Here is a 24,362-nt window from a genome sequence, read left to right as displayed (position 1 = left end):
ACAGCGATCGGCTCGGCCTTGGGCTTCGCCTCAGCCTCGGTCACCGGCTCGACCTCAGCGACCGGCTCGGCCTCGACCTCAGCGACGGGCTCAGCCCCCGCCTCCGTCGTCGCCTCGACGTCGGCCTCCGGCTCGGTCTCGGCCTCAGCGGTCGCCTCGGGTTCGGCTTCCACCTCAGGCTCAGCCACGGCCTCAGCCGTCACCTCGGCCTCGGCCACCGGCTCCGCCTCGACCGTCACCTCGGCCTCGGCTTCCGTCACGGGCTCGGTCTCGGCCTCCGCCTCGGCTTTCGCCGCGGGCTCGGGCTCGGTCGGCGCCTCAGCCTTCGCTTCTGCCTCCGGCTTGGCCTCGGTCGCTGCCTCAGGCGTCGGCTCGGCCTCGGCTTCTGCCGCGGGCTCGGGCTCGGCCTTTGGCTTCGGGGCGGCTTCCGCCACCGGCTCGGTTTGGAGGGCGAGTTCCGGTTCGGTTGTTCGGGTCGCCTGCTTCGGTACCGTCACGTTGTCGAACGCCGCCGACACCAGGTCGTGCTCGTCGTTCGTCGCCGGGCGGGGTTCCGGGACCCCCGTCGGCGTCTCCGGTGTCGGTGTCGGCGCTTCCTGCTTCGACTGCGAAGGGAGCTGGTCCGCACCCTCTGCCTCGGCAGGGCGCGGCTTTCGCGACCTGCCGAATGCGTTCCGCAGGAGAGTGAGAATGCCCATGTGCGCAACCCTTCGCGTGAGTTGATACCCGTCAATCGCTGGCCAGGACGGACACGTAAGGTTAGCGGCCCCAGGTTGCGATCTTGGGGAGGGTCGATGACTCCTGTCGGGCGTACGGCGGTCGAGTCCGGGCCCACTCTCAACTTCCCCCCGGTTCCAGTCAGTTCATCTTTCGTTCATTTGGCTGCCCCTCTTGTGCACAGTCGCGCCCTTAGCGTCACGTTCACGCCAAGAGATCGCAAGGGGAGAGTAAAGTGCGCAAGCTGCTGCCCATCGTCGGCACGTCCGCCCAGCCGCATCCGGGCGGGCGGTCCGCCCTCACCTGTCGGTTCCGGTGCGGTGACGCCTGTTTCCACGAGGTGCCCAACACCAGCTCGAACGCCTACGTCGGTGACGTGATCGCCGGTGCGCTGAGCCGCCGTGGTGTGGTGAAGGCCGCTGCCGTGGTCGCCGTCGCCGCGGGGGGTGTGGGCGTCGGGGGGACCCTGCCCGCTGCCGCCGCCCCGGCCTCCGCCGCTTCCAAACCCGCCGGCGGTGCCCGCGGGCTCCGGTTCGCCCCGGTCGCTCCCAACACCGCCGACACCGTCACCGTGCCCGAGGGCTACGGCCAGAACGTGGTGATCCGCTGGGGCGAGCCCATCCTGCGGGGCGCGCCCGCGTTCGACCCGGAGAACCAGACCGGCGCCGCCCAGGCCGGGCAGTTCGGCTACAACAACGACTTCCTGGCGCTGCTGCCGCTGCCCGGCGAGCACCGCCGGCAGATCCTCGTGGCCAACCACGAGTACACCGACGAGGTGCTGATGTTCCGCGGCTACGACGCCGCGAACCCGACGCGTCAGCAGGTGGAGGTGGCCTGGGCCGCGCACGGGCTGGGTGTGGTGGTCGTGGAGGAGGACCGCAGGACGGGCGCGCTGAGCGTCGTACCGCGGCATCCGCTCAACCGGCGGGTCACCGCCACCACCGAGTTCCGGCTGACCGGCCCGGCCGCCGGGTCCGAGCTGCTCAGGACCTCCGCCGACCCGACCGGGCGCAAGGTGCTCGGGACCTTGAACAACTGCTCCGGCGGGACCACCCCGTGGGGCACCACCCTGCACGGCGAGGAGAACTTCAACCAGTACTTCGCCAACGGGACGCGGACCATCGACAAGCGGTACGGGGTCGGCACCGGGGCCACCGAGCGGAAGTGGGAGCGGTTCGACAAGCGCTTCGATGTCGCCCAGGAGCCCAACGAGTCGCACCGGTTCGGGTATGTCGTGGAGCTGGATCCCTACGACCCGGAGTCCGTTCCGCGCAAGCGGACCGCGCTCGGGCGGTTCAAGCACGAAGGGGCGACCGTCCGGCTCACGGATGACGGGCGGCCCGTCGTCTACTCCGGTGACGACGAACGGTTCGACTACTTCTACAAGTTCGTCGGCAGCAAGAGGATGAAGGGCGGCAGCGGCAGGGCCGCTCGCGAGCACAACGCCACGCTGCTCGACGAGGGGACCCTGTACGTCGCCCGGCTGACCGGGGACTCGCCCGCCATCGAGATCGACGGCACCGGGAAGCTGCCCGCCGACGGGGAGTTCGACGGGAGCGGGGAGTGGATCCCGCTGGCCACCGCCACCGCGAAGGGCGCCGTCTCGCATGTCGAGGGGATGACCGCCGAGGAGGTGTACGTCTTCACCCGGCTCGCCGGTGACAAGGTCGGGGCCACCAAGATGGACCGGCCCGAGGACATCGAGCCCAGCCCCCGTACCGGCAAGGTGTACGTCGCGCTCACCAACAACACCAACCGGGGTGTCGGCGCGAACGCCGCCGCCGACGAGGCCAACCCGCGCAACGCCAACAAGCACGGGCACATCCTGGAGCTGACCGAGCACCGGAACCGGCCCGAGAGCACGCGCTTCGGATGGCTGCTGTTCCTCGTCGCCGGTGATCCCGAGGACCCCGCGACCTACTTCGCCGGGTTCCCGAAGGACGACGTCAGCCCGATCTCCTGCCCGGACAACGTGGCCTTCGACCCGCACGGCAACCTGTGGATCTCCACCGACGGCAACCAGCTCGGCTCGCACGATGGCCTGCTCGGCGTCGCGACGACGGGTGCCCGGCGCGGTGAGCTGAAGCAGTTCCTGACCGTGCCGACCGGTGCCGAGACCTGCGGTCCGCTGGTGCAGGACCGGCGGGTGCTGGTGGCCGTGCAGCATCCCGGTGAGATCGCGGGGGCGAGTGTGGAGAGCCCGGCGAGCACCTGGCCCGACGGTCCCGGGAAGATCGTGCGGCCGGCCGTCGTCGCCGTGTGGCGCAAGGACGGGTGCGACATCGGCGTGTGACGCGGACGCGTTCAGTGCGGGGACGCGATCGCCCTGGCCGCCGCCACCTCCTGGCGCAGGGGTTCCAGGACGCTGTCCGGCGGGCCCGTGAGGTCCGTGCGGACCGAGATCAGGGTCTCCGAGCGGCGGACGCCCTCGGCCAGCTCGCGCAGTTGCAGGGCGACCTGGTCCACCTCGGCCCGGGCCGGGGGCGGTGCTCCGTGCCGTACCCGGACCCGGGCCGCCGTCGTCGCGTCGACGATGCGTTCCACGGCGACGACCAGGGGCCACCAGGCGGCGGCCCGGCGGCCGGTGGGCGGGGGTTCGGTCAGGGCGCGCTGGAACTCCGTGCGGATGACGGACAGGTCGCGGTAGAGGCGGCGGCGCAGCCGGGCGCGGGCGGCCGGGTCCGCGCCCTTCTCGTACGCCGGCTCCTCGAACGCCAGCTCCACGTACGCCGCCGTGTCCGCCACCGCGTCGGCCAGGCGGTCGCCGACCCGGGTGCGCCAGCTCTCCGGCCAGAGCAGATAGCCGGCGATCAGCGCGATCGCGCAGCCCATGAGCGAGTCGAGGAGACGCGGGAGGAGCAGGCCCGTGCCCTGGTGGTTCAGGACGTCGGAGAGGAGGAGGATCACCGGCGTGATGGCCGCGGTCTGGAAGCCGTAGCCGCGGGGCGTGAGGGCGGGGATCAGCGGGGCCAGGACCAGCATCACCGCCACGTCCCACCAGCCGCGCGGGACCACGGTCAGGACCGTCGCCGCCAGCACCAGGCCGGCCACCGTGCCCAGCGCGCGCAGCAGGGCGCGGGAGAACACCGAGCCGAAGTCGGGCTTGAGGACGAACGTGATGGTCAGGGCGACCCAGTAGGAGCGCGGCACCGGGACGAGGGAGACCAGGGCCTGGGCGATGCCGATGCACAGGGCCAGCCGGATGCCGTAGCGCCAGGAGTTGGCGGACAGCACGACGTTGCGGGCGGCGCGGGCGGTGCGGATGCCGAGGGCGGCGGGGCGGCCCAGGCGGTCGTCGATGCCCCGGGGGTCGACGTCGGGGGAGGTGGCGACCTCGGCGGCGTGGCGCAGGGCGTGGTCGGCGGCCCGGCCGGTCTCGTTGCGGGGCTCGGGCAGGTGCAGCCCTATCGGGCCGGTGTAGCCGGTCTCGATGGCGTCGGCGATGTGCCGTACCGCCGCCGGGAACTCGTCCGGGAGCGGCTTTCCGCTCAGGTGGATGGCGGGGGCGGCCTCGACGACCGGGGTGATCGCGTTCAGCTGGGCCAGCATGCGGGTCAGTTCGCGGTTGCGGCCGTGGAACCGGGCGCGCCGGGCGAGGATCAGGTCGTACGACTGGTTCAGCGACTGGGTGACGGTGTGCCGGGCGCTGTCGTAGGCGTCCTTGGCCTCCGAGTCCCCCTCGTGGCCCGCGCCGGTCGCGGCGAGCAGGTCGGCGACGGTGCGGTAGGTGTCGGCGACCGCCGAGCGTTCCGGTACGCCCGAGCGCAGCGGCCAGGCCAGCAGGGCGAGCAGCAGGACCCACAGCCCGCCGCCGGTCATCAGCACGGGGGTGAGCCACCAGGCGCCGGGCAGCGGCAGGCCCGCGCCGATCACGGAGTTGAGCAGCAGGAGGAGTCCGGAGACGGAGGACACCGCGCCGATCGTCGAGATCATCCCGGAGACCAGCGCGATGCCGGTGACGGTGGCGACGGTGACCCATCCCTGGCCGTAGGCGAGGGAGCCGAGGGTGACGCCGACGGCGCCGAAGAGCTGGGGTACCGCGATGTTGAGGATCCGCATGCGGTAGGCGTCGGCGGTGTCGCCGATGACCCCGGACAGGGCGCCCATCGAGGCGAGCGCCCCGTACGCGGGCTGTCCGGCCGCGAGTCCGACGGCGAGCGGGAGGGCCATACCGAGGGCGGCGCGGGCGAGGGCGGCCCAGCTGAGGGGCGGGGCCTGCTGGGGCCGGAGGTTCCTTACCAGCCAGTCGGGAGGGGTGAGGCCGATGGGGAACTCGCGGGACATGCGCCCATTATCGGGCCTTGCGCCGATTGACTACGATCCTTCGTCCACCCGTGCCAGGAACTCCCCCAGCACCCGGTTGAAGTCCGCCGGGCGTTCCAGGTTCGGCAGGTGTGCCGCCCCCTCGATGATCCGCAGCGTCGAGTGGGGCAGCGCCGCGTGCATGGCCTCGGCGTCGAAGACGGGGGTGTACGCGTCGTCCCTGCCGACCACGACCAGTGCGGGGACGGTGACCCTGGTCAGCAGGGGGCGGTAGTCGGGGCGTTCGGCGCGGCCGCGCAGGGCCGCCGCGGCGCCCTCGGGATCGGTGGCCGTCATCATGCGGTGGACGTGGGCCTTCACGTCCGGGTGGGCGTAGGGGGCGACCATCTTCTCCAGGACCTCGTCGGCGTAGCCGCCCATGCCCTCGCGGAGGAGGCGGTCGGCCATGGCGTTCCGGGACCGTCTGCCCTCCGGTGTCTCCGGGGCGGGGAACGTGTCCGCCAGGACCAGGCCGCGGATCCGCCCGGCGCCGAGGCGGTCGTAGCACTCCATGGCGATCTGGCCGCCCATGGAGAGGCCCGCCAGGACGCAGGTCTCCACGCCGAGTTCGTCGAGGAGTTCCTCCAGGTCCGCCGCGAAGCGGGAGAGCGGGGTGATGCCGGGGGCGACCGGGGAGGCGCCGTAGCCGCGCAGGTCGGGGGCGACGACCCGGCGGTCGGGGGCGAACGCGGTCCGCTGGGGGTGCCACATCGTGCGGTCGAAGGGGTGGCCGTGGACGAGGAGCAGGGGGGTACGGGTGGTTTGCGCGGTGTTGTCGTCGTATGCGAGGAAGGGGGGCATGTGATCGACCCTAGGGTTGCCCAACTCCTCGGTGCAATAAGATCTTTGCTCTCGGTGCAATGGGGAGGGGCCGTGGACGACTTCCGGGGGATCGCCGACCGGATCGCGCTGGACATCGCGCGGGGGCGGTTGCGGGCCGGGCAACGGCTGCCTCCGCAGCGGGCGTTCGCGCGGCGGCACGGGATCGCCGCGTCCACCGCCGGACGCGTGTACACCGAACTCGTGCGGCGCGGGCTGGTGGTGGGCGAGGTCGGGCGGGGGACCTTCGTCCGGGCGGCGGAGGCCTCGCCGCAGGGGCGGGCGCTCGTCGAGACGGGCCCCGCGCCGGTGAACCTGGAGCTCAACTACCCTTCGGTGCCGGGGCAGTCGGAGCTCCTGGCCCCCGCCCTCGCTCCCCTGCTGCGGCCCGACGCGCTCACCGACGCCCTGCGCCCCGCCCCCGCCGACGGCACCCCGCACGCCCGCGAGGCCGTCTCCGCACTGCTCGCCACCGGCGACTGGCGGCCCGACCCCGGCCGCATCCTCTTCACCGGCAACGCCCGGCAGGCCCTCGCCGCCGCGCTGGCCTCCCTGGTGCGGCCGGGCGGCCGGCTCGGGGTCGAGGCGCTGACGTATCCGCTGGTCAAGGAGATCGCCGCGCGACTCTCCGTGACGCTCGTGCCCGTCGAGTCGGACGCGGAAGGGCCCGTCGTCGAGTCCGTCCGCGCCGCCCACCGGTCCGCCCCGCTCTCCGCCCTCTACCTCCAGCCGACCCTGCACAACCCGACGTCGGTGACCGTCACGACCGGACGGCGCCTTCAACTGGCGCGCGCGGTGGGCGACATGGCGCTGCCCGTCGTGGAGGACCGGGTGTGGGCGTTTCTGCGCTCCGGTGCCGAGCCGCCGCTCGCCGCGCTCGCGCCCGGCCTCGTGCATGTCGTCGACTCGCTCTCCAAGCGGGTCGCGCCCGGGCTCACCGTCGGGTTCGTCGTCGTACCGGAGGGTCGGGAGGACCGGGAAGGCCGGGAAGGCCGGGAGGACCGGGTGGACGCGGTGGCGGCCGCCGTGCGGTCCGGGGGGTGGAACGCGGGGGCGTTCGCGCTGGAGGCGGCGGTGCGGTGGATCGGGGACGGGACCGTGGCGCGGCTCGTCGAGGCCAAGCGGCAGCAGGCCGGGCGGCGCCAGGAGCTGGTCCGCGAGCTGCTCGACGGGTTCGCCGTACGGGCGGATCCGTGCGGGTACTTCGCCTGGTGGGAGCTGCCGGCGCCCTGGCGGGCGGACGGCTTCACGGCGGCCGCGGCGGCGCACGGGATCGCGATCACGCCCGGCACCGCCTTCCGCGTCGACCCGAGGCGGACGCCGGACGCGGTGCGGATCGGGCTCGCCTCGGCGGGCGAGCCGGAACTGGTGGGGGCGCTGCGGACGCTGGCCGCGCTCGCGGCGCGCGGTCCGCGGCACCCCCACCCGGACGGTCAGTCCAGCAGGCCGTCGTAGTCCGGCAGCTTGTAGGTGGTGTCGGCGTAACCGCCGGTCAGGTCCGTGGTGTTGTTGCCGATGTTGGCGACGATGTCGTAGCCGTTGGCCTCGATCGTCTTGCGCGAGGAGGTCTTGAAGTCGGCGACGGACTCGGTCAGCAGCTGCGCGACCGTGCGCGCGTAGAGGCCGTCGACCGTGTAACCGACCGACGTCAGGTTGGACTTGGTGATCGCGTTGAACAGGTTGCTGCGGGCGCTGACGAAGAACACGCTGACACCCTTGGCGTGCGCGTCCTGGGCGAGCGCGAGCACCGGCGGGGTGGCGGGGGTGCTGGTGCCGACGCCCTCGAAGTAGCTCTCCAGCGCGGTGTTGTCGATGTCGAGGACGATCGCCAGCTTGGCACCGGAGGTGTTGCCGGCGACGCGGGAGTCGATGTAGGTCTGCGCGGGGCCCGTCACGGCGGCGACGTCGGACAGCCACTGGGCCTCGGTGACGGTCGAGTCGGCGGCCTGGGCGGGCAGGGCGGCGGCGAGCGACAGGGCGAGGCCGGCGGTCACGACAACGGCGGCACGGCGCGCGGTGAGACGGTTCATCGGGTGGGGGCTCCTCAGCTCACGTCGGCCCCCGGTGTTCCGTACCGGCGGCCGTCGTTGCGCCACAGTGCTCGGCCGGGGCGCCCACCGTGTGACACCTGGCGGAGCGGACGGTTACGTGACTGGCATGTTCTGGTCAGGAGACTGTGAATCCGCTCTGAGAGAAGGGGAATTGGGCGTGTCGGAGTTCGGTTCCTGCGTCTCGTCCCGGCCGGACCGGCGGACGAGTCCGGCGATCCAGGCCAGCGCGGCCACCGTCAGGCCGACGCCCAGCAGCAGCCAGGAGACCGTGCGCAGGGTGGACGTCAGGGCGTCGTAGACGGCGCCCGCGGCCGGGTGCGAGACGTCGGACGGCAGGTCGGCCAGCGTGAGCCGGCGGCCGACGGCGAGGGCCAGGCCGAGCAGGGCGCCGCCCACGGCCGTGCCCAGCGCGGTCGCCATCACGGCACGGCGGCGGTGGACGGCGAGGGCGATACCGCCGACCGCGAAGACGACGGCCGCGACGGGAAGCCAGAAGCCGGCGACTTCGAGCACGTGGAACCCCTTCCGGAGCCGGTCCAGTTCCGGCGCCGGGAGGACCGCGACGGCCGTGTGCTGGACCGGGATACGGGCCGCGAACGGCACATGGTCCTGGGTGAGCTGGTCTCTGACCTGGGCGGTGACCGGGGCGAGGTCGACGGTCACGGTCTCCTCGCGCCCGTCCTCCAGCGCGCGCAGCACGGCGTCGTGGGTGGCCCGGTTGCCCGCGTCCCAGGCCAGCCGGAACGCCCGCGTCTGGGTGAACGAGCGGACCGCCTCGCGCACGAACGGCGCCACCGTGCCGCGCATCGGCAGGCCGACGTCCACCTCGCGCATGATGCCGTCGCCGACCGTGTCCGCCACGGCGTCCCGGACGTCCGGGTCCTCGGCCAGCGGCGCCATCGTGGTGACGTACTGTCCGGTGTCCGCCAGCCCGTACGCCGCCCAGGCCGCCAGCGCGCCGAACGGCAGCAGCAGGCAGGACAGCGCGATCAGCAGCGCCGACAGGGCGCGGCGCAGAGGCGCGGACCGGGTGGGCCGGGCGGGCCGGGGAGACCGGGGAGGCCCCGCGGGCCCGGGGGGCGCTGGGGGCACTGAGGGCACGCTTCCAGGCAAGCCCCTGAGGGCCGGTCAGGCGAGCGGTGTGACTCCATTCGGGGCATGCCGGGCCACAAGTCGAGCCGAACGGACGGTACGCGAACGGACGGTACGGCGGCCCGGGGCGCGGCAAACGCGCGCCGCGAACCCGCGCCGGAATCCTTGGGGCACCGCGCTCCGGTGGAGGGTTCACCCGAACGGGTGTTTCCTGGTCTCGAGGAGATCTCCGGAGATCTCCTTCCCGCAGGAACGACCGGAGCGGCTTCGCAGGGACGTCGTCGAGCCCCCCCCCGAGTGGCGTCGACGACTGGTGAGGGGAAAAGGGGAATGCGTGGGCCCCGGCCGTGGCATGCCGGGGCCCATGCGTCGGAGCGGCTACCGGATGCGGTGTCCGGCCGCGTCCTCGTGCGTGTAGAAGCGGTAGAACGTGATGATCAGGGTGACGGCCGCGACGGACAGGGCCATGCCGATGGACCGGATGACCGCCTCGCCGGTCGAGCTGTACAGGAAGCCGAACGCGATCCCGGCGAAGGCCGCCCACACCACCGCGTGCAGCTCGCGCCGCAGCCGCGGGGCGTAGGTCATGACCGCCCACAGCACGACCGCGAACACGATCGCGCTCACGAAGCCGGTCAGCAGGTTCCAGCCGGTGATGGGACCGCCGCTGCGGCGGTTGGCGGCGACCCAGTCGCCGTAGATCAGCCCGGTCACGACGGAGATGGCCACCCGCGCCCTCGTATGGGTCCGGGCGCTGAAGATGTCGGGCGTACCGCCGCCCCGGGGCCTGCTGCCGGTCGTGGGTGCCGCTTGAGCCATGAGAGTGCTCCTCTCTCCTCGCCCCCACCCTCCAGAGCACACCTGCGGGTACCCCGTGGCAAGTCGGTCTCACGATTCCGTACGACTCCGTACGACATGCGCCCCGCCCCGGCGCGTGTTTCCCTGTCTCTCGTGAGTCTCTCGTGAGCGACCACCAGGCCCCGTGGCGGCGGCGGGATCTGCTGCGGGTCCGGGGCAGGAGCATCGCCTGGGTGCCGCCGCTCCTGCTGCTGGCCGGGATCACACTGGTCGACCTGAACACCACGGAGCGGTTCCGGATCATCTCCTGGATCGTGCTGGTCCCCGGCATCGCGGCGGCGATCTGCGGGGTCTGGACGACGGCGGCCTTCGCGGTGCTGTCGCTCCTCGACTACGCCACCGTGAACGCCCTGTGGCCCCACCGGTACCAGGCCGCGCTGCCCGACTTCCTCCTGGTCGCCCTCGCCGGTCTGCTGGCCGCCCTCGCGTGCGCGGTCCGGCTGGACGGCGAACGGCGGATGCTGCACATGCGGGACATCGCCGAGACGACCCGGCGCACCGTGCTGCGTCCGCTGCCGCCGGGGTGGGCCGGCCTCGAGCACGCGGCGGTCTATCTCGCCGCCGACACGGAGGCCCGGGTGGGCGGCGACTTCTACGACATCCAGCCGGGCCCGCACGGGACGCGGGTGCTGGTGGGGGACGTCCAGGGGAAGGGCCTGGGCGCGGTGGAGACGGCGGCGGCGCTGCTCGGCACCTTCCGGGAGGCCGGCTACCACGAGAAGGACCTGGCGACGGTGGCCGACCGTCTGGAGACCCGCATGATCCGCCACCGGAACCACACGGTGGCACTGGGCCGCGACGACGGCGACCGCTTCGCGACCGCGGTCCTCCTGGGCTTCCCGCCGGGCGCCCCCGACGTGGTGGAGGTCGTCAACTTCGGCCACGAGCCCCCGCTGGCGGTGGGCCCGGCAGGGGTCCGCTCGCTGCCGCCGGGCGACGGACTCCCGCTGGGCATGCGCGAGTTGGCGACCGGTTCCGGCCCGCCGCCCACCCGCACGATCGCTCTCGCTCCGGGCGAGACCCTCCTGATCACGACGGACGGTGTGACGGAGGCGAGGAACGGCGACGGCGAGTTCTACGACCTGCCCGCCCAGGCGTCCCGCGCGGCCACGGCCGACCCGGCCCGCCTGGTCGCCGGCATCCGCGACGGCGTACTGCGCCACAGCCAGGGCCGCCTGTCGGACGACACCACGGTCTTCGCGGTACGGCGGGCCGCAACGCCGCGTTAGGGGCGCGGGGTTGTGGGCGTACCCCGCAACACCCCCATCCCGTCCCAAACCCCTCCCGTGCCCCCCGCTTTGCAAGCGCAGCGGTTAACGTGCTGACGTAAGTGAACCCGGGGAACAAAGGGGAGGGCCCGATGCCCGGAACCGTGCTGCTGATCGCGGCCTCGCCGACAGGCAAAGCGCGTCTGGTGGACGCGGCCTCCGTGCTCCCCGTGCTCGCGGCCGTGCCCCCGGCGATACTCTCCGGCACCGACACCGCCAACGTCGTCGAACTCGCCGACCCGCTGGAGCCGCAGGCCGTGCTCACCCGGCTGCGGGCCGCCGCGGCCGCCCCCGGTCCGCTGACCGTGTTCGTCACCGGGCAGCTGCACCTGGACCGCAAGCAGCGTCTGCCGCATCTCGCGCTCGCCCGGACCACGCCGGCCACCGTCCGCTACACCGGGCTCCCCTGGCACTGGATCCGGGAGGAGCTGAGGCTGCGGCCCGCCGGGGCCACGACCCTCGTCCTCGATCTGCACGCGGAGCACGAAGCCTGGGAGCGGCTGCGTACCGTTCCCCTCGACTCCGGGCGGAACAACGCCGTGCACGGGCGTATCGCGCCCCCGCCCGCCCGGCGGGAGGTCGCCGTGCCGTCGTACATGAAGGCCGTGGCGACCGTGTTGCGCAGTGGGCACCGGCCGCCGATGGAGCAGTTGCACCAGCAGGTGCTGGCCCGGATCGGGGCGGAGGCCGCCACCAACGTGCTGTTCAGCACGCACACCGCCGACAGCGGGGATCCGCACGACGCCATCAGCGCGGCGGTGCGGGACGGGCGTTATGCCGAGGCCGACGAGCTCGCGGCGCGGTGGGAGCAGGCCGCCGCGCGGGCGCACGGGCCGGCGTCGGAGGACGCGTTGCACTGGTCCGAGGTGCGGGCCGATCTCGCGATGTTCGCGGGGGACGCGGCGCGCAGCTGCCGTACCTGGCTGACGGTGGCGAAGGCCCGGCTGGGCGCGGGGCAGCCCGCCGACGCGCCGCAGGTCGAGGCCGCCGTGGACCGTGCCCACCACCAGTGGGGCGCCATCAAGGACGCGGCGCGGGCCCGTGAACTGGGGCCCGCGCTCGCGGAGTTGAGACTCAGGGTGCCGGGCCGCCGGGAGGGTGCCCTGGACCACGTCCAGCAGCACCTCCGGCAGCTTCAGGCCAGTTGAGCCGTTAGCTCGTGAAGGTGAAGTACTTCCAGGCGCCGTACGTCGTGGAGTTGACGGTGTCGCCGGACGAGCCGTTGATGTAGTCGGAGCGCACCCGGAAGCGCCAGCCGACGTCCTCCGCGTGGTTGCCGGTGATCTCGACCGAGGAGAGGCCGCTGCCGGCGAGCCCGAAGTACTCGGAGTCGCCCGCGTACCACTTGCCCTGGTAGTAGACCTGGAAGTCGAAGCGCTGGGCACGGCCGGTGTAGTACGGCATCTTGGTCGTGAACAGCGGGTTCTTGTTCTTGTGGAAGAAGGCGTAGGTCTGGCCCCAGGCCTTCTTCGTCTTGTACTGGCGGCTGGCCGTCATCGAGACGCTGACCTTGGCACCCACGGTGCTGGACACCGAGCGCGGCTGCCAGCGGGCGTCGCCCGAGAACTTCGCGGTGACCTTGGTGTCGCGCTTGAGGTCGAGGACGACGGACAGGTTGCCGTGCGAGTCGACCTTGCCGGACTTCACCAGCTTGTTGGGCTTGTCCGAGCCGAACGGGTCGGCCCAGATCTCCACCGTGCGGTTCTTGTACGTCGTCCCGAGATGGGCCGTGAACTTCACGTCCTTCCCGTACGAGTACACCTTGCCGTTGTTGTTGATCGACAGCGTCGGCTTCGCGCGGGAGACATCGACGGTGTCCTTGCCGGCGGCGGCCGCGTGGTCGGCGTCGCCCGCGTAGGAGACCTTGTACGTCACCTTGCCGCCGGCCGGCGGGGTGTCGGTGAAGGAGAACGTGCCGTCGGCCTTGGTCGTCACGGCGGCGAGCGCCTTGCCGTTCGGCGAGTCCAGGTCGGTGCGGGTGACCGTGAGCCGCGCGCCGGCCGGGACCGCGACCGTCGAGGAGAGCTTGCCGGTGACGGTGAGCTGCTTGGCGCGCGTCGCCGACGCCGGGGCGTTCACGGTGAGGGTGGTGGCCGCCTTGGCCGGGTCGTCGAACTCGCGCAGGGAGTAGACGCCGTTGCTGTTGTACGACACCGCGAACAGCCGGGAGGCGTCGGGCGCCCAGGCGAGGGCGGAGTCGGCGAGTTCGTCGGAGCCGCTGGTGCTGCCCGTGTTCGGGAAGTCGTACGTGTGGACGGCCTCGCTGCTGCCCGGGTGGAAGATGTAGACGTCCGGGTCGTACCAGGCGTCGCTGCCGCCCGCGACCGTGCCGTCGGGCGCGATGGCGACCGCGTTCGGGTAGGCGGTGCTGGTGTACTTGCCGTCCTCGGTCAGGTCGGCGGTCTTGAACACCTGGTGGTAGTACGGCGCCCCGCTGGCCACCACGACGTCCTTGCCGTCGGGGGTGACCTGGAGATCGCGCAGGTTGCTGCCCGCGTCGGCGCCCGCCAGCCTGGTGGGGGTGCCCGAGGAGACGTCGTACGACGTGATCGTGGCCGGGCTCTGGCCGGGCTGGCCCGCGACCAGGGTGCCGGAGCCGGGCGCCGCGTCCAGGATCGGCGCCGAGTAGGAGCCGGCCTGGTCGAGGGTGACCTCGTGCTGGTCGCTCGTCAGGTCGACCGAGCCGATGCGGCCGGCCCCGGCCGCGCCGTAGCCGAACCACAGCCTGCCGCCCGCGAGAGCGACGCTCAGCGGCTGGTCGCCGACCGTGTAGCGGGTGGTCTCGGTGTCCGTCGCGGTGTCGATGACGGCGATGGCGTCCATGTCCCGCACGGCCGCGTAGAGCGTGCCGGAGTCGGCGGACAGTTCGAGGCCGGTGACCCCGGACAGATCGGTGCTGAGCTGCTTGAGCACACGGCCCGAGTAGTCGGTGACGACGATCTTGCCGTTGCTCGGGTCGCTGATGAAGACCTGCTGGTGAGCGCCGTCGACGACGATGTCACCGGACGACTTGATCGGCAGCAGCCCGCTGGTGTCCGCGAAGGCCGGAGTGGCGGCCAGGGCGGCGGAGCTGAAGAGGACCGCCAGGGTGGTGGCGGCCGTGACGGTGCGCATACGCACGCTGATTCGAACCCCCCGGATCGAATGAAGTGGACGCCACGGAAGGCGGCCCACGGATGTGTGTTCGCTGTGGGCCGTGTGTGGCGGATGTGTTGAAGACTAGGTCATGCCACTGACAATCGGCACCCGGGATTCCCGGGGGGTGTGCGAACCGGCCGCCGACGCCGGGGTGCGTCGGCGGCCGCCGCTGCCGGGTGCCGGCCGGCTCAGGCGTACGGGTCGAACGTGATCGCGCTCGGCTTCGCCTTGTTGAGGTGGTCGTCGAACTTGGAGTCCTGGAGCGGGAAGTTCGCGCTGCCCCAGTCGGAGGCGTTCAGGATGTCCCGCAGGTTGGACGCCATGTTCTCCCAGGTGAGCAGGTTCTCCTGGTGCCAGGCGGCGTCGTCGTTCTCCGGGGTCTCGCCCCACTTGGCGAACCGGAAGTCGTGGGTGCTCAGGCCGTCCTTGTGGTAGACGACCTGGACGCGCTGGCTGCTCATCGGGACGTCGGCGACGGCCTCGGTCTCGAAGTCGCCGTGCTGGGAGGCGGACAGGTACGACGGGGTGGAGTCGCCCTGCTTGACCCAGACGACGATGCACTCCCAGTCATGGCGGTGGCCGATGCCGGGGGACGCCTCGTCCTTCTCGAAGTAGCTGGCGTAGATGGTCCCGCACCAGCCGTTGTTGCACTTGGTCCGCGAGTAGGTGTTCGCGTGGTCGAGGTGGCCGGTGCGGCAGCTGCCGGTGACGGAACCGGTCGGCTTCAGGCCGCCGTTGAGGTTGCCGTCGGGGTCGATGGCGGCGGCCGGGTAGCAGCTGTCCGTGTCGTAGTCGTACAGCGGCTCGAAGTTCTTCTCGTACGCGGTCGCGTTCTCCGGGAGGTTCTGCAGCACTCCCGCGAAGGCGCTGGAGGGGAGGGCGAGGGTGAGCGCGGCGGCGCTGCCCACGACGGCGGCGGCTCGGCCGAGGCGGTGGGTCCTGGTTCGGGACATCGGGGGCTCCAGTCGACGGTCCAAGGTGCGGTGGTGCGTGCGGTGGTGCGTGCGGTGGTGCGGTCCGCTGTTCGTCCCGGACATGACACCCGGGTAGGAGGAAAGACTGGCAAGTTGAGAGTTCAAAGGAAGGGCTTTCTGCCAAACAGGGGGCGGCATTTCGCCGAACTGATCAAGGTGCGTTCACAGGAAGCGGGCGCGTCCCTTCCATGGGTGCGGTAGGAGCTGGAGCGCGACAGCACATCGGACCGGTGTCACCCGGGCGTCACCTGCGGTCAATGCACCCGTTTCCCGCCGACCCGTATGGTCGTCGCTCCCGATGTCGCTTTCGCCAGGTGTACGGAGGTGCGCGAGCATGGGGCGTCCCGAGAGACCGGTGGACCCGGAGGCCGGTCCCGTCCAGTGGCTCGCGCACGAGTTGCGTGAGCTGCGCCGGACCGCGGGCGGTCCGTCGTACCGGACGATGGCGAAGGCGGCCGGGTTCTCCGCGACCACGCTGTCCCAGGCCGCCGCGGGCGAGCGGCTGCCGTCCCTCGCCGTCGTCCAGGGATACGCCCGCGCCTGCGGCGGCGATCCCGACGACTGGGCGCGCAGATGGAAGGAGGCCGACGCCGAGGCGAGCCGGGCCCCCGCCGAGGAGGCCGAGGAGGCCGCCCCGGCGCCGTACCGCGGGCTCGCCCGGTTCGAGCCGGACGACCGGCACCTGTTCTTCGGCCGGGACCGGGTCGTCGCCGAGGTCAACGAGCTGGTGTGCGAGCACCGGTTCGCCGTGCTGTTCGGCCCCTCCGGCAGCGGCAAGTCCTCGCTGCTGCGCGCCGGGCTGATCCCCCGCCTGCGCGAGGAGATCGCGGCGCGCGGCTGCCCGGCCCGGCTGCGCATCCTCACCCCCGGCCCGACGCCCGCCACCAGCTACGCCCGGCTGCTCGCCCCGGCCGCGGGGGAGCCGGAGAGCTGGGTGGTCGTGGACCAGTTCGAGGAGGTCTTCACCCTCTGCCGCGACCCCCGGGAGCGCTCCCGCTTCCTCGACCTCCTGCTCGCCTCCCGCGACCCGGCGAGCAGACTGCGCGTGCTGGTCGCCGTACGCGCCGACTTCTACGCCCGCTGCGCCGAGCACCGGGACCTGGCCGACGCGCTGCGCGGCGCCGGGCTGCTGCTCGGGCCGATGACGGCGGAGGAACTGCGGGAGGCGGTGGTCGGCCCGGCCCGGGCCGCCGGACTCATCGTCGAACGGACCCTGACCGCCCGCCTGGTGGAGGAGGTCCTCGACGAGCCGGGCGGGCTGCCGATGCTCTCCCACGTCCTCCTGGAGACCTGGCGCCGCCGCAAGGGCCGGCTGCTCTCCCTCGCCGGGTACGAGGCGGCGGGCGGGGTGCGCGGCGCGATCGCGGCCACCGCCGAGGAGGTGTACGGCGCCCTGACCCCGGCCCGGGCCCGCACCGCCCGCCAGGTGCTGCTGCGGATGGTCGAACCGGGCCAGGGCACCCCCGACACCCGCCGCCCCCTCACCCGCGCCGACCTCGACGCCTGGGCCGACCCCGGGGCCGGGGCCGTGGTGGAACGGCTGACCCGGGCCCGCCTCCTCACCGCCGACGAGGACGGCGTCCAGCTCACCCACGAGGCCCTGCTCACCTGCTGGCCCCGGCTGCACGGCTGGGTCGAGGCGGACCGCGAACGGCTGCGCCACCACCGGCTGCTCACCGACGCCGTCGCCACCTGGGCCGAGCACGACCGCGACCCCGGCGCCCTCTACCGGGGCACCCGGCTGGCCCGCGCCGAGGAACTCTTCCCGGACCACGCGGGCGACCCCGCGCTCACCGGACCCGAGCGCGCCTTCCTCACCGCTGCCCTGGAGGCCCGGGAGACGGAGCGCCGCACCGCCGCCCGGACCGTGCGCCGGCACCGGCTCCTCACCGGCTCCCTCTCGGCCGTCCTCGCGGTGGCCCTGCTGACGGCGTTCGCCGTCTACCGCGAGCACAGCGACAACCAGCGCCAGCGCACCCAGAACGCGGCCCGCCGGGTCGCCGAGGTCGCCGACGCCCTGCGCACCACCGACCCGCGCACCGCCCTGCTGCTCGGTGCCGCCGCCTGGAACACCGCCGAACTGCCCGAGACCCGCCGCGCCCTGCTCGGCTCCCTCGCCCAGCCGGAGACCGACACCTTCACCGACCCCGCCCCCGGCGACGGCCCCGTCCGGATGCTCACCGACGGCGGCCGCACCCTGCTCAGCGCCACCGGCGCCGGCTGGCGCACCTGGGACGTGCCCACCCACCGCGGGACCGCCGCCGGCCGGGTGCCGCGGGGCACGGTGACGGAGTCCGGCCCGGACGGGAGGATCCTCGCGGTCACCGGCACCGACAACGCCGTACGCCTGTGGGACACGGCGGCGGGCCGCTGGACCACCGGACCCCTCGCGGACGTCGGTGACGTGCGTTTCACCGCCGACGGCCGCTCCGTCCTCACCACCGAGGGGGACCGGCTGCGGCTGCGCTCGGTCACCGACGGGCGGGTGCTGTTCGGGACGGCGGCACCGGACTCGGGGATCGCCGAGGTGAGCGCGGACGGCCGGCGCGCGGCCGTCTGCCCGTCCGGGCGGACCCCGCAGGTGTACGACACCGCCACCCGCCGAGCCCTGGCCGGCGACTGGCAGCGGGACCGGGTCTGCGACGAGTACACCGGGCTGCTCGCCCTCGGCACCGGCCGCCTCGCCGCCGCCACCGGCACCGGCATGCGCGTCTGGGACACGGAGAGCGGCCGCAGAACCGCCGACATCCACGACAGCGGCGTGCAGTACGCCTCCTTCAGCCCCGACGGCGCCTTCCTGGCGACCGCCGACGCCGGCGAGATCCGCCTCTGGCGCCTCACCGACCCCGGCGCCCCCGTCCTCCGCCAGGCCCTCAACAACCAGCACCTCTACGGCGGCCTGGTCTGGGACCGCGACGGCCGCACCCTGCGCTATCTGGAGGGCGGCACGGTCCACACCCTCGACCTCGGCGCGGCCGTCACCCCGGCCTGGCGCTCCGCCCCGCTCGCGGACGTGCGCTACGACCCCGGCGGCCGTACCTACGCGACGGTCGAACGCACCGGCTCCGCCTACCTGTTCCGGCTCCACGCGACCGCGGACGGCCGCCTCCTGCGCACCCTTCCCCCGGTCCCCGTCCCCGTCTCCAGCGACCCGGCCCTTCCGACCGTCCCCGCCGACACCCTGCCGCTGCTGGCGTTCAGCCCGGACGGCGGCCGGCTCGTGTACGGCGTCTCGGCGCCGGGCCGGGAGACGGAGTCCCAGCCGTTCACCGTCTGGGACGTGCGGCACGGGAAGGCCGCGGCCACGCTGAACCTCCCCGGCTCCGCGGTCCTGCAACTCGCCCTCGGCCCCGGCGGCCGCACCCTGGCCGCCGCCCGCTCCACGGCCATCGGCGCCGTGGCGGACGAGGTCTGGGACACGGCCCGCGGCCGCCGTACGACGACCCTGACCGGGGTGACCGCGGCCCATATGGCGATCCGCCCCGACGGCTCCCTGCTGGTCGGCGACGGCCGGGTGGCCCGGCTGCCCTCGGGGAGAGCACGCGGACAGGACCTGGTCCAGGGCGACGAGCTCGGCGCGCTCGCCTTCGCGGGCGACGGCTCCGTGCTGGCGGCCGGCGACCAGACCGGCCGGGTCGCCCTGTGGGAAGGGGATCCGGGAGCGCGCGAGGGCGTGCTGCGCAACACGTTCCAGGCCCCGCTCGACACCACCCCGGAGGGCGTGACCGCGCTCGCCCTCAGCCCCGACGGCGGCACCCTGGCGGTCGGCGGCGCGGCGGGCGGCCTGCAACTGTGGGACGTGGCCACCCGGCAGCCCCTCGGCAGCCCCCTCACCACCCCCGGCGAGGCCATCGACTCCGTCGCCTTCGCCGCGGACGGCACGACGGTGTACGCGGGCAGCGCCCATGTCCCGCTCCAGCGGTACGACATCGATCCCGGGCACGCGGAACGCACGGTCTGCAGCCGGGCGGGCGGCAGCGGGCCCACACGGGAGCTGTGGCGGACGTATCTGCCGGATGTGGCGTATCGGGCGGTGTGCGGATGACCTGACCTGCGGCGGAGTTCTGAGCGCCGCCCCCCGAGACCCTCTAGCGGGCGGTGGCGTGCTGGGCCATGGCCGGAGCCGGTGAGGCGGGGGAATCGTCCGTCGCTCTGGCCGGTCCGGCGTTGGCGGCGATGATGAGCGCGGCCACCGCGAGCACGGCGGCGGCGAGACTCCGGACGTAACGTGCGGTGGGGCGTGCGGATGTGCGTCCGAGCACGGCGACCTCGCAACGACAGGGGCGGGTTAACCACGTTTAATTCGCGGTTTAACCTAGGGGTAGTCAGAGCTCAACGGCAAGAGGTTCAGGGGGAGTTGGGGGGAATGGCGAAATGCGGGAGCGGGACGATCCGGAGACCATCGGACGGCGCGTGCAGCAACTGCGCACGGAACGGGGGCTGACCCAGCGGCAATTGGCCGAACCGGCCTACACACCCGCCTACATCTCCACCCTGGAGGCGGGGCGGGTGCGGGCCTCCGACGAGGCGCTGCGGCACATCGCCGGGCGGCTCGGCGTCGGCTTCGAGGAACTGGCCAGCGGGCACCCCGCCCATCTCGCCACCGACCTCAGGCTGCGGCTCACCGAGGCGCAGCGCACCCTGGCCACCGGCGCGGCCGAGGAGGCCGCCGCCCAGTACACGGCGCTGTTCGAGGAGGCCGAGGCGCACGGGCTCGCCGTGGAGCAGGCCACCGCGCTGCTCGGCCTCGGCGAATGCGCCATGGAGACAGGGGAGTTGGGGCAGGCCCGGGAGTTCTTCGAGCGGGCCGAGCTGTGGACGGCCGACGAGCCGCTGCCGGTGCGCGTCCCGGCGATCCGCGGCCGGGCGGTCAGCCACTACCTCGCGGGCGAACTCCGCTACGCCGTCTACCTCCTGGAGACCACGCTCGACGAGCTGAACCGCAGCGGACTGCACGACCCCGACGCCCTCCTGCTCCTCTACGCCTCCGCCATCGGCCCCTACATGGACATGGGCGCCCACGCCCGCGCCGCCCAGGCCGCCGAACTCGCCCTCGCCCTCGCGCCGCAGGCCGGCGACCCGGCGCTGATCGCCCGGATGCACCGCTCCGTCGCCCGCACCCTGCTCGCCGAGGGCCGGGTCGCCGAGGCCGACGCCTCCCTGGCCAAGGCCGCCGAGCTCTACCGCCAGCTCCAGCTCCGCACCGAACTCGCCAACTGCCACTGGATGCGCGGCTACGTCTACGCCCAGAACGGCGAACTGGAGCGCGCGGAGAGCGAGTTGCGGGAAGCCCTCGCGATGCTCTCCGAGACCCGCGCCGCCCTGTACCGCAGCCAGGCGGCCGTGGAACTGGCCGACGTACTGCACCGCCTGGGCAAGTCCGACGAGGCCGCCGTACTCCTCCACGAGGTCCTCGGCGACTTCTCCTCCGAGCGCGGCGCCGTCCACGCGGCCGCCGCGCACCGCCTCCTCGGCATCATCGCCGAGGACGCCCGGGACACCGAGGCGGCCGAGGAACACTACGTACGGGCACTGAGCCTGCTGGAACGGGCGGGCGCGGCCGGCGACCTGGCCGACCTGTGCCGCCTGCTGGGCGACCTGCTGCGCCGCACGGGAAGGGTGGAAGCGGCACTGGACGCCTACCGCACGGGCCTGGGGCACCGTACGGCCCCGGGTACGACGACCTTGGGGCCAGCTCCTGCCCAACCTCCCCTGTAGCGCCCCCTTGGGGGCGCGGGGAACTGCGCGACAAGCCCCCACCGGACCCGCACCCGACACACAGCCTTCTCTGTGCCGGGCAACAGCTCCCTTCGTTACCGTCCCCGAGGTGCAAAACCAACGGACAGTAGCCGACGGCCTGCGTCTTCTGACTCGGGCCGTCGTCCACGTGGTCCTCGGCGGCACCGCCCTCCTCGCCATAGCCACCGTCGTATCCGTCCTCGGCCCCACCCTCGCCCTCGACCTCTACACCCCACCGGTCGCCGCCTGGTGGACCGTGTTCACCGCGGTCGCCGTCCAGGGCGTCCCCTTCCTCCTCCTCGGCACCGTCGTCTCCGCGGCGATCGGCGCCTTCGTCCCGGAACGGGTCTTCACCCGCCTCCTCCCCCGCAACCAGGCCCTCGCCGTCCCCGTGGCGGGGGCCGCCGGCGTGGTGCTGCCGGGCTGCGAGTGCGCCTCCGTCCCGGTCGCCGGCAGCCTGATGCGGCGCGGGGTCGCCCCGGCCGCGGCCCTCGCCTTCCTCCTCTCCGCCCCCGCGATCAACCCGGTCGTGCTGGTCGCGACCTCGATCGCGTTCCCCGGCCGGCCGGAGATGGTCCTGGCCCGGCTGCTCGCCTCCCTCGGCACGGCGGTGGTGATGGGCTGGCTGTGGGCGCGGTTCGGCCGCGACGAGTGGCTACGGCGGCCCGGCCCCGCCCGGGAGCCCCACACCACCGGCGCCCGCGCCTTCGTCACCGGCCTCCAGCACGACTTCCTGCACGCCGGCGGCTTCCTCGTGCTGGGCGCGGCGGCCGCGGCGACCTTCAACATCGCCGTACCGAGGTCGGTCCTCGACGTCTTCACGGGGTCGGCGTGGACCGCCGTCCCCCTGCTCGCGCTGCTCGCCGTCGTGCTGTGCGTGTGCAGCGAGGCCGACGCGTTCGTGGCGGCCTCGCTCAGCGCGTTCCCGGCTACGGCGAGGCTCGCGTTCATGGTGGTGGGCCCGATGGTCGACCTGAAACTGATCGCCCTCCAGGCGGGCACCTTCGGCCGGGGCTTCGCGGTCCGTTTCTCCTCGGCGACCTGGCTGGTGGCGCTGTCGGCCAGTGTCCTGGTGGGCTGGTGGCTGCTGTGAGCCGGTACGGCGGCCCGGTCCTGCTCTGCCTCGTCGGCGCGGCGGCCCTGCGGATCACGCTCTTCAGCGACCTGTATCTGCGCTACGTGCAGGCGTCCCTGCGCCCGTACCTGATCGTCGCAGGGGCGACCCTGATCCTCCTGGGCATCACGACGGCGGTACTGAGGGGCCGTACGTCGGAAGACGCCGCGGACCACGACCACCACCACGACCACCACCACGACCACCACCACGATCACAGTCACCGTCACGGCCCCCGGATCGCCTGGCTGCTCGTCCTCCCCGCTCTCGCCCTGCTCCTCTTCCCGCCGCCCGCCCTGGGTTCGTACAGCGCGGAGCGCGAGGCGGCGCAGCGGGCGGAACAGGGGGTCGGGACCTTCCCGGCGCTGCCGGCCGGGAACCCGGTGGAGCTGACCCTCGCGGAGTTCGGCTCACGGGCGATCTACGACAGCGGGCGCTCGCTGACGGGCCGTACGGTCCGGATGACGGGCTTCGTCACGCACGGAGCGGACGCCGGCACCTGGTACCTCACCCGGCTGATGGTCACCTGCTGCGCCGCCGACGCGACCACCAGCAAGGTCGAGATCAGGGGCGAGGACGCGCCGCCCACCGACACCTGGGTCACCGTCACCGGCACCTGGCACCCCAAGGGCGCGCTGGGCTCGGACGCGGCGTGGCCGCCGGTGCTGGACGCGGGGTCGCTGAAGACGGTGAAGCAGCCGTCGGACCCCTACGAAACGCGGCCCTAGGCCTGCGCCCGTCCCAGTTCGCGTACCTGGGCGAGTCGGCGTACGCCGAGGTCGAGGGCCTGTTCGGTGGTGTGGGCCGGGAGGGTGCCGAGGGCGCCGTCGGTGAGGACGATCGCGTCGTCGCCGACGCGGACGACGGCGACGTCGAGGGTGAGGGTGGTGGGGGCGTCGCCGTTCTCGGGGCTCTCCCCGGTGAGGGTGACCCGCAGGCCCTGCCGTGCGTCGCCGAGGGCGGTCAGCCCGGCGTCGGCGACCTGGACGGTCTCGGTCCCGGACCGGGTCGTCCGGGCCGTGAACTGCCCGCAGGTGCCGGGCATCGCGCGCAGCCAGGCCAGCGTCCGGTCGATGTCGGCGGAGTGGCTCGCGATGACGTGGTAGCGGAGCTGGGCCTCGTCGTCGCCGTCGTCGAGGGCGGCGACGGCGTGCGGGCCGGCCGGTTCCAGCAGTTCGTCGGCGTACAGGGCGTCGAGGAGGTTCTGGCAGTCGGGCAGCCCGGTGGCCGCCTTGAGCAGGCCGTCGTGCCAGGTCGCCGTACCGCCGCTCAACGTCCACGGCACCCCTAGGTCGGCCTCGCTGATCAGCGCGGACTGCGCCTGCTCGGCGGTGAGCGCCGGGGTGCCGGGGGAGCCGGGGGAGGTGCCGGGGCTGGCCGGGGCGGGGCGCTCGGCGGCGGTCGGGGAGGAGCCGGGAGCGGATGCCTCCGGCGGCACGACGGCCGTACAGGCGGAGGCGGCGAGCAGGCCGGCCACGGCAAGACCGGAGGCGATGACTCTCATGACGGGGTCTCCCCGGGAAAAGGAGCAGCGGACGCGTGCTCACACGCCATCACCCCCGGCGCCCGTCCACCACCGCTCCGGTCCGTCCGGGTGAGGGACGGCCGCCACGCGGGCGACCCATGCGAGAGTTGAAAGGAGTCCTTGCAAACCCTCTTTGCAACTCGTAGCCTTCCGGTATGGCCGAACAACCGCCCGCGCAGGAGATCACCGATGTCGAGGCGCTGCGCGCCTTCGCGCACCCGATGCGGCAGAAGATCGAACAACACCTGCGCCGAGGACCGGCCAACTCCGCTGTGCTGGCACGCGAGTTGGGCGAGAGCACGGGGCTGGTCAGCTACCACCTGCGGCAGTTGGCCAAGCACGGCCTCGTCGAGGAGGTCCCGGAGCTGGCGAAGGGGCGGGAGCGGTGGTGGCGGGCGGTGCCGGGAGACCGGCGGTTCCCGCCGTACAGCCGGCAGACACCGGAGATGCGCGAGGCGCTGACCGAGATGCACCGGCTCAACCTCGCCGAACTGATCGACTCCGCCCGGCGGTTCGAGGAGGCACGCGACACGCTCGGGCCCTGGGCCGACGCGGCGCTCTTCTCGCGTGCCACGCTCTGGGTCGACCCCGGCCAACTCCGTGCGTTCTTCGAGGAGTACATCGCGCTCCTCTACCGGTACTCGGCCCCGGAACGGGGGGACGCGTCCGAGGCGCGGACCGTGTTCGTCCGGCTGCTCGGAATTCCCGAGACCGACTGACCGCGCGGCCCGACCGACAGCGAAGGGGGACGCACGCCGTGCCGCA

At 73.3% G+C, this 24,362-nt stretch carries 18 protein-coding genes and 1 pseudogene; 9 read left to right on the top strand and 10 right to left on the bottom strand.

The genetic code is table 11. The features are described from left to right. Nucleotides 1–698, bottom strand: a pseudogene (locus tag AB0D85_RS28920) (Toxic cation resistance protein); the annotation flags it as partial. Nucleotides 699–952: 254 nt separating this feature from the next. On the opposite strand from AB0D85_RS28920, the gene AB0D85_RS28915 reads away from it, so the two are divergent. Beyond that, nucleotides 953–3,010, top strand: coding sequence for a PhoX family protein (locus AB0D85_RS28915; RefSeq protein ID WP_362326281.1), 2,058 nt, complete (start codon nucleotides 953–955; stop codon nucleotides 3,008–3,010). An 11-nt stretch (nucleotides 3,011–3,021) separates the two neighbouring features. Here the strand turns inward: AB0D85_RS28915 and AB0D85_RS28910 are convergent, their stop codons facing one another. Together AB0D85_RS28910 and AB0D85_RS28905 are read right to left on the bottom strand one after the other, a co-directional pair. Continuing rightward, nucleotides 3,022–5,001 carry an FUSC family protein gene (locus AB0D85_RS28910; RefSeq protein ID WP_362326278.1) on the bottom strand — a complete coding sequence of 660 codons (1,980 nt, stop codon included), beginning with the start codon at nucleotides 4,999–5,001 and terminating at the stop codon, nucleotides 3,022–3,024. Between the two features lie 30 nt (nucleotides 5,002–5,031). After that, nucleotides 5,032–5,820, bottom strand: coding sequence for an alpha/beta hydrolase (locus AB0D85_RS28905; RefSeq protein ID WP_362326275.1), 789 nt, complete (start codon nucleotides 5,818–5,820; stop codon nucleotides 5,032–5,034). A gap of 72 nt (nucleotides 5,821–5,892) precedes the next feature. Between AB0D85_RS28905 and AB0D85_RS28900 the strand changes: the two genes are divergently transcribed. Further along, a complete protein-coding gene (locus AB0D85_RS28900; protein WP_362326272.1) occupies nucleotides 5,893–7,293 on the top strand; it encodes a PLP-dependent aminotransferase family protein in 1,401 nt (466 codons plus the stop codon). Here the strand turns inward: AB0D85_RS28900 and AB0D85_RS28895 are convergent. The 3 genes from AB0D85_RS28895 to AB0D85_RS28885 form a co-directional block, all read right to left on the bottom strand. Continuing rightward, a complete protein-coding gene (locus tag AB0D85_RS28895; RefSeq protein ID WP_362326269.1) occupies nucleotides 7,272–7,868 on the bottom strand; it encodes an HAD family acid phosphatase in 597 nt (198 codons plus the stop codon). The two genes, AB0D85_RS28900 and AB0D85_RS28895, sit on opposite strands and share 22 nt — an antisense overlap. A 114-nt stretch (nucleotides 7,869–7,982) precedes the next feature. Continuing rightward, a complete protein-coding gene (locus tag AB0D85_RS28890) occupies nucleotides 7,983–8,894 on the bottom strand; it encodes a hypothetical protein (RefSeq protein ID WP_362326708.1) in 912 nt (303 codons plus the stop codon). Nucleotides 8,895–9,359: 465 nt separating this feature from the next. Next, nucleotides 9,360–9,800, bottom strand: a complete 441-nt coding sequence (locus AB0D85_RS28885) for a hypothetical protein (protein ID WP_362326266.1) — start codon at nucleotides 9,798–9,800, stop codon at nucleotides 9,360–9,362. A 143-nt stretch (nucleotides 9,801–9,943) separates the two neighbouring features. Here AB0D85_RS28885 and AB0D85_RS28880 point away from each other — a divergent pair, with 143 nt between their 5' ends. Both AB0D85_RS28880 and AB0D85_RS28875 read left to right on the top strand, forming a co-directional pair. Further along, entirely contained in the window at nucleotides 9,944–11,068 is a 1,125-nt protein-coding gene (locus AB0D85_RS28880; RefSeq protein ID WP_362326263.1) for a PP2C family protein-serine/threonine phosphatase, read from the top strand. Between the two features lie 131 nt (nucleotides 11,069–11,199). Then, nucleotides 11,200–12,255, top strand: coding sequence for a hypothetical protein (locus tag AB0D85_RS28875; protein ID WP_362326260.1), 1,056 nt, complete (start codon nucleotides 11,200–11,202; stop codon nucleotides 12,253–12,255). A gap of 4 nt (nucleotides 12,256–12,259) precedes the next feature. Here AB0D85_RS28875 and AB0D85_RS28870 read toward each other — a convergent pair whose 3' ends face one another. Next, nucleotides 12,260–14,227 carry an Ig-like domain repeat protein gene (locus tag AB0D85_RS28870; protein ID WP_362326257.1) on the bottom strand — a complete coding sequence of 656 codons (1,968 nt, stop codon included), beginning with the start codon at nucleotides 14,225–14,227 and terminating at the stop codon, nucleotides 12,260–12,262. Between the two features lie 206 nt (nucleotides 14,228–14,433). Beyond that, nucleotides 14,434–15,198 carry an NPP1 family protein gene (locus tag AB0D85_RS28865; RefSeq protein WP_362326253.1) on the bottom strand — a complete coding sequence of 255 codons (765 nt, stop codon included), beginning with the start codon at nucleotides 15,196–15,198 and terminating at the stop codon, nucleotides 14,434–14,436. Between the two features lie 355 nt (nucleotides 15,199–15,553). Between AB0D85_RS28865 and AB0D85_RS28860 the strand changes: the two genes are divergently transcribed. After that, nucleotides 15,554–19,264, top strand: a complete 3,711-nt coding sequence (locus AB0D85_RS28860; protein ID WP_362326250.1) for a hypothetical protein — start codon at nucleotides 15,554–15,556, stop codon at nucleotides 19,262–19,264. A gap of 43 nt (nucleotides 19,265–19,307) precedes the next feature. Here AB0D85_RS28860 and AB0D85_RS28855 read toward each other — a convergent pair whose 3' ends face one another. Further along, nucleotides 19,308–19,481 carry a hypothetical protein gene (locus tag AB0D85_RS28855; protein WP_362326247.1) on the bottom strand — a complete coding sequence of 58 codons (174 nt, stop codon included), beginning with the start codon at nucleotides 19,479–19,481 and terminating at the stop codon, nucleotides 19,308–19,310. A gap of 112 nt (nucleotides 19,482–19,593) precedes the next feature. Between AB0D85_RS28855 and AB0D85_RS28850 the strand changes: the two genes are divergently transcribed. The 3 genes from AB0D85_RS28850 (at nucleotide 19,594) to AB0D85_RS28840 (ending at nucleotide 22,800) form a co-directional block, all read left to right on the top strand. Beyond that, on the top strand, nucleotides 19,594–20,937 hold the full coding sequence (locus AB0D85_RS28850; RefSeq protein WP_362326244.1) for a tetratricopeptide repeat protein: 1,344 nt from the start codon (nucleotides 19,594–19,596) through the stop codon (nucleotides 20,935–20,937). Nucleotides 20,938–21,046: 109 nt separating this feature from the next. Continuing rightward, the gene (locus AB0D85_RS28845) at nucleotides 21,047–22,051 is read left to right on the top strand and encodes a permease (protein ID WP_362326241.1); all 1,005 of its coding nucleotides are present in this window, start codon (nucleotides 21,047–21,049) and stop codon (nucleotides 22,049–22,051) included. Next, complete coding sequence (locus AB0D85_RS28840; protein WP_362326705.1) at nucleotides 22,048–22,800, top strand: TIGR03943 family protein; 753 nt, start codon at nucleotides 22,048–22,050, stop codon at nucleotides 22,798–22,800. The genes AB0D85_RS28845 and AB0D85_RS28840 overlap by 4 nt, the downstream gene beginning before the upstream one ends. Here AB0D85_RS28840 and AB0D85_RS28835 read toward each other — a convergent pair. Beyond that, nucleotides 22,797–23,576: a hypothetical protein gene (locus AB0D85_RS28835; RefSeq protein ID WP_362326238.1), complete on the bottom strand. Its 780-nt coding sequence runs from the start codon at nucleotides 23,574–23,576 to the stop codon at nucleotides 22,797–22,799. The two genes, AB0D85_RS28840 and AB0D85_RS28835, sit on opposite strands and share 4 nt — an antisense overlap. 176 nt (nucleotides 23,577–23,752) lie before the next feature. Between AB0D85_RS28835 and AB0D85_RS28830 the strand changes: the two genes are divergently transcribed. Next, on the top strand, nucleotides 23,753–24,316 hold the full coding sequence (locus AB0D85_RS28830) for a helix-turn-helix domain-containing protein (protein ID WP_362326235.1): 564 nt from the start codon (nucleotides 23,753–23,755) through the stop codon (nucleotides 24,314–24,316). Nucleotides 24,317–24,362: the final 46 nt, after the last annotated feature.

It is taken from the genome of Streptomyces sp. NPDC048277 (assembly GCF_040652235.1).
Classification (GTDB): domain Bacteria; phylum Actinomycetota; class Actinomycetes; order Streptomycetales; family Streptomycetaceae; genus Streptomyces.
The sequence above is the reverse complement of the archived record's forward strand: the minus strand, read 5'-3'. Positions and strand labels throughout refer to the sequence as shown.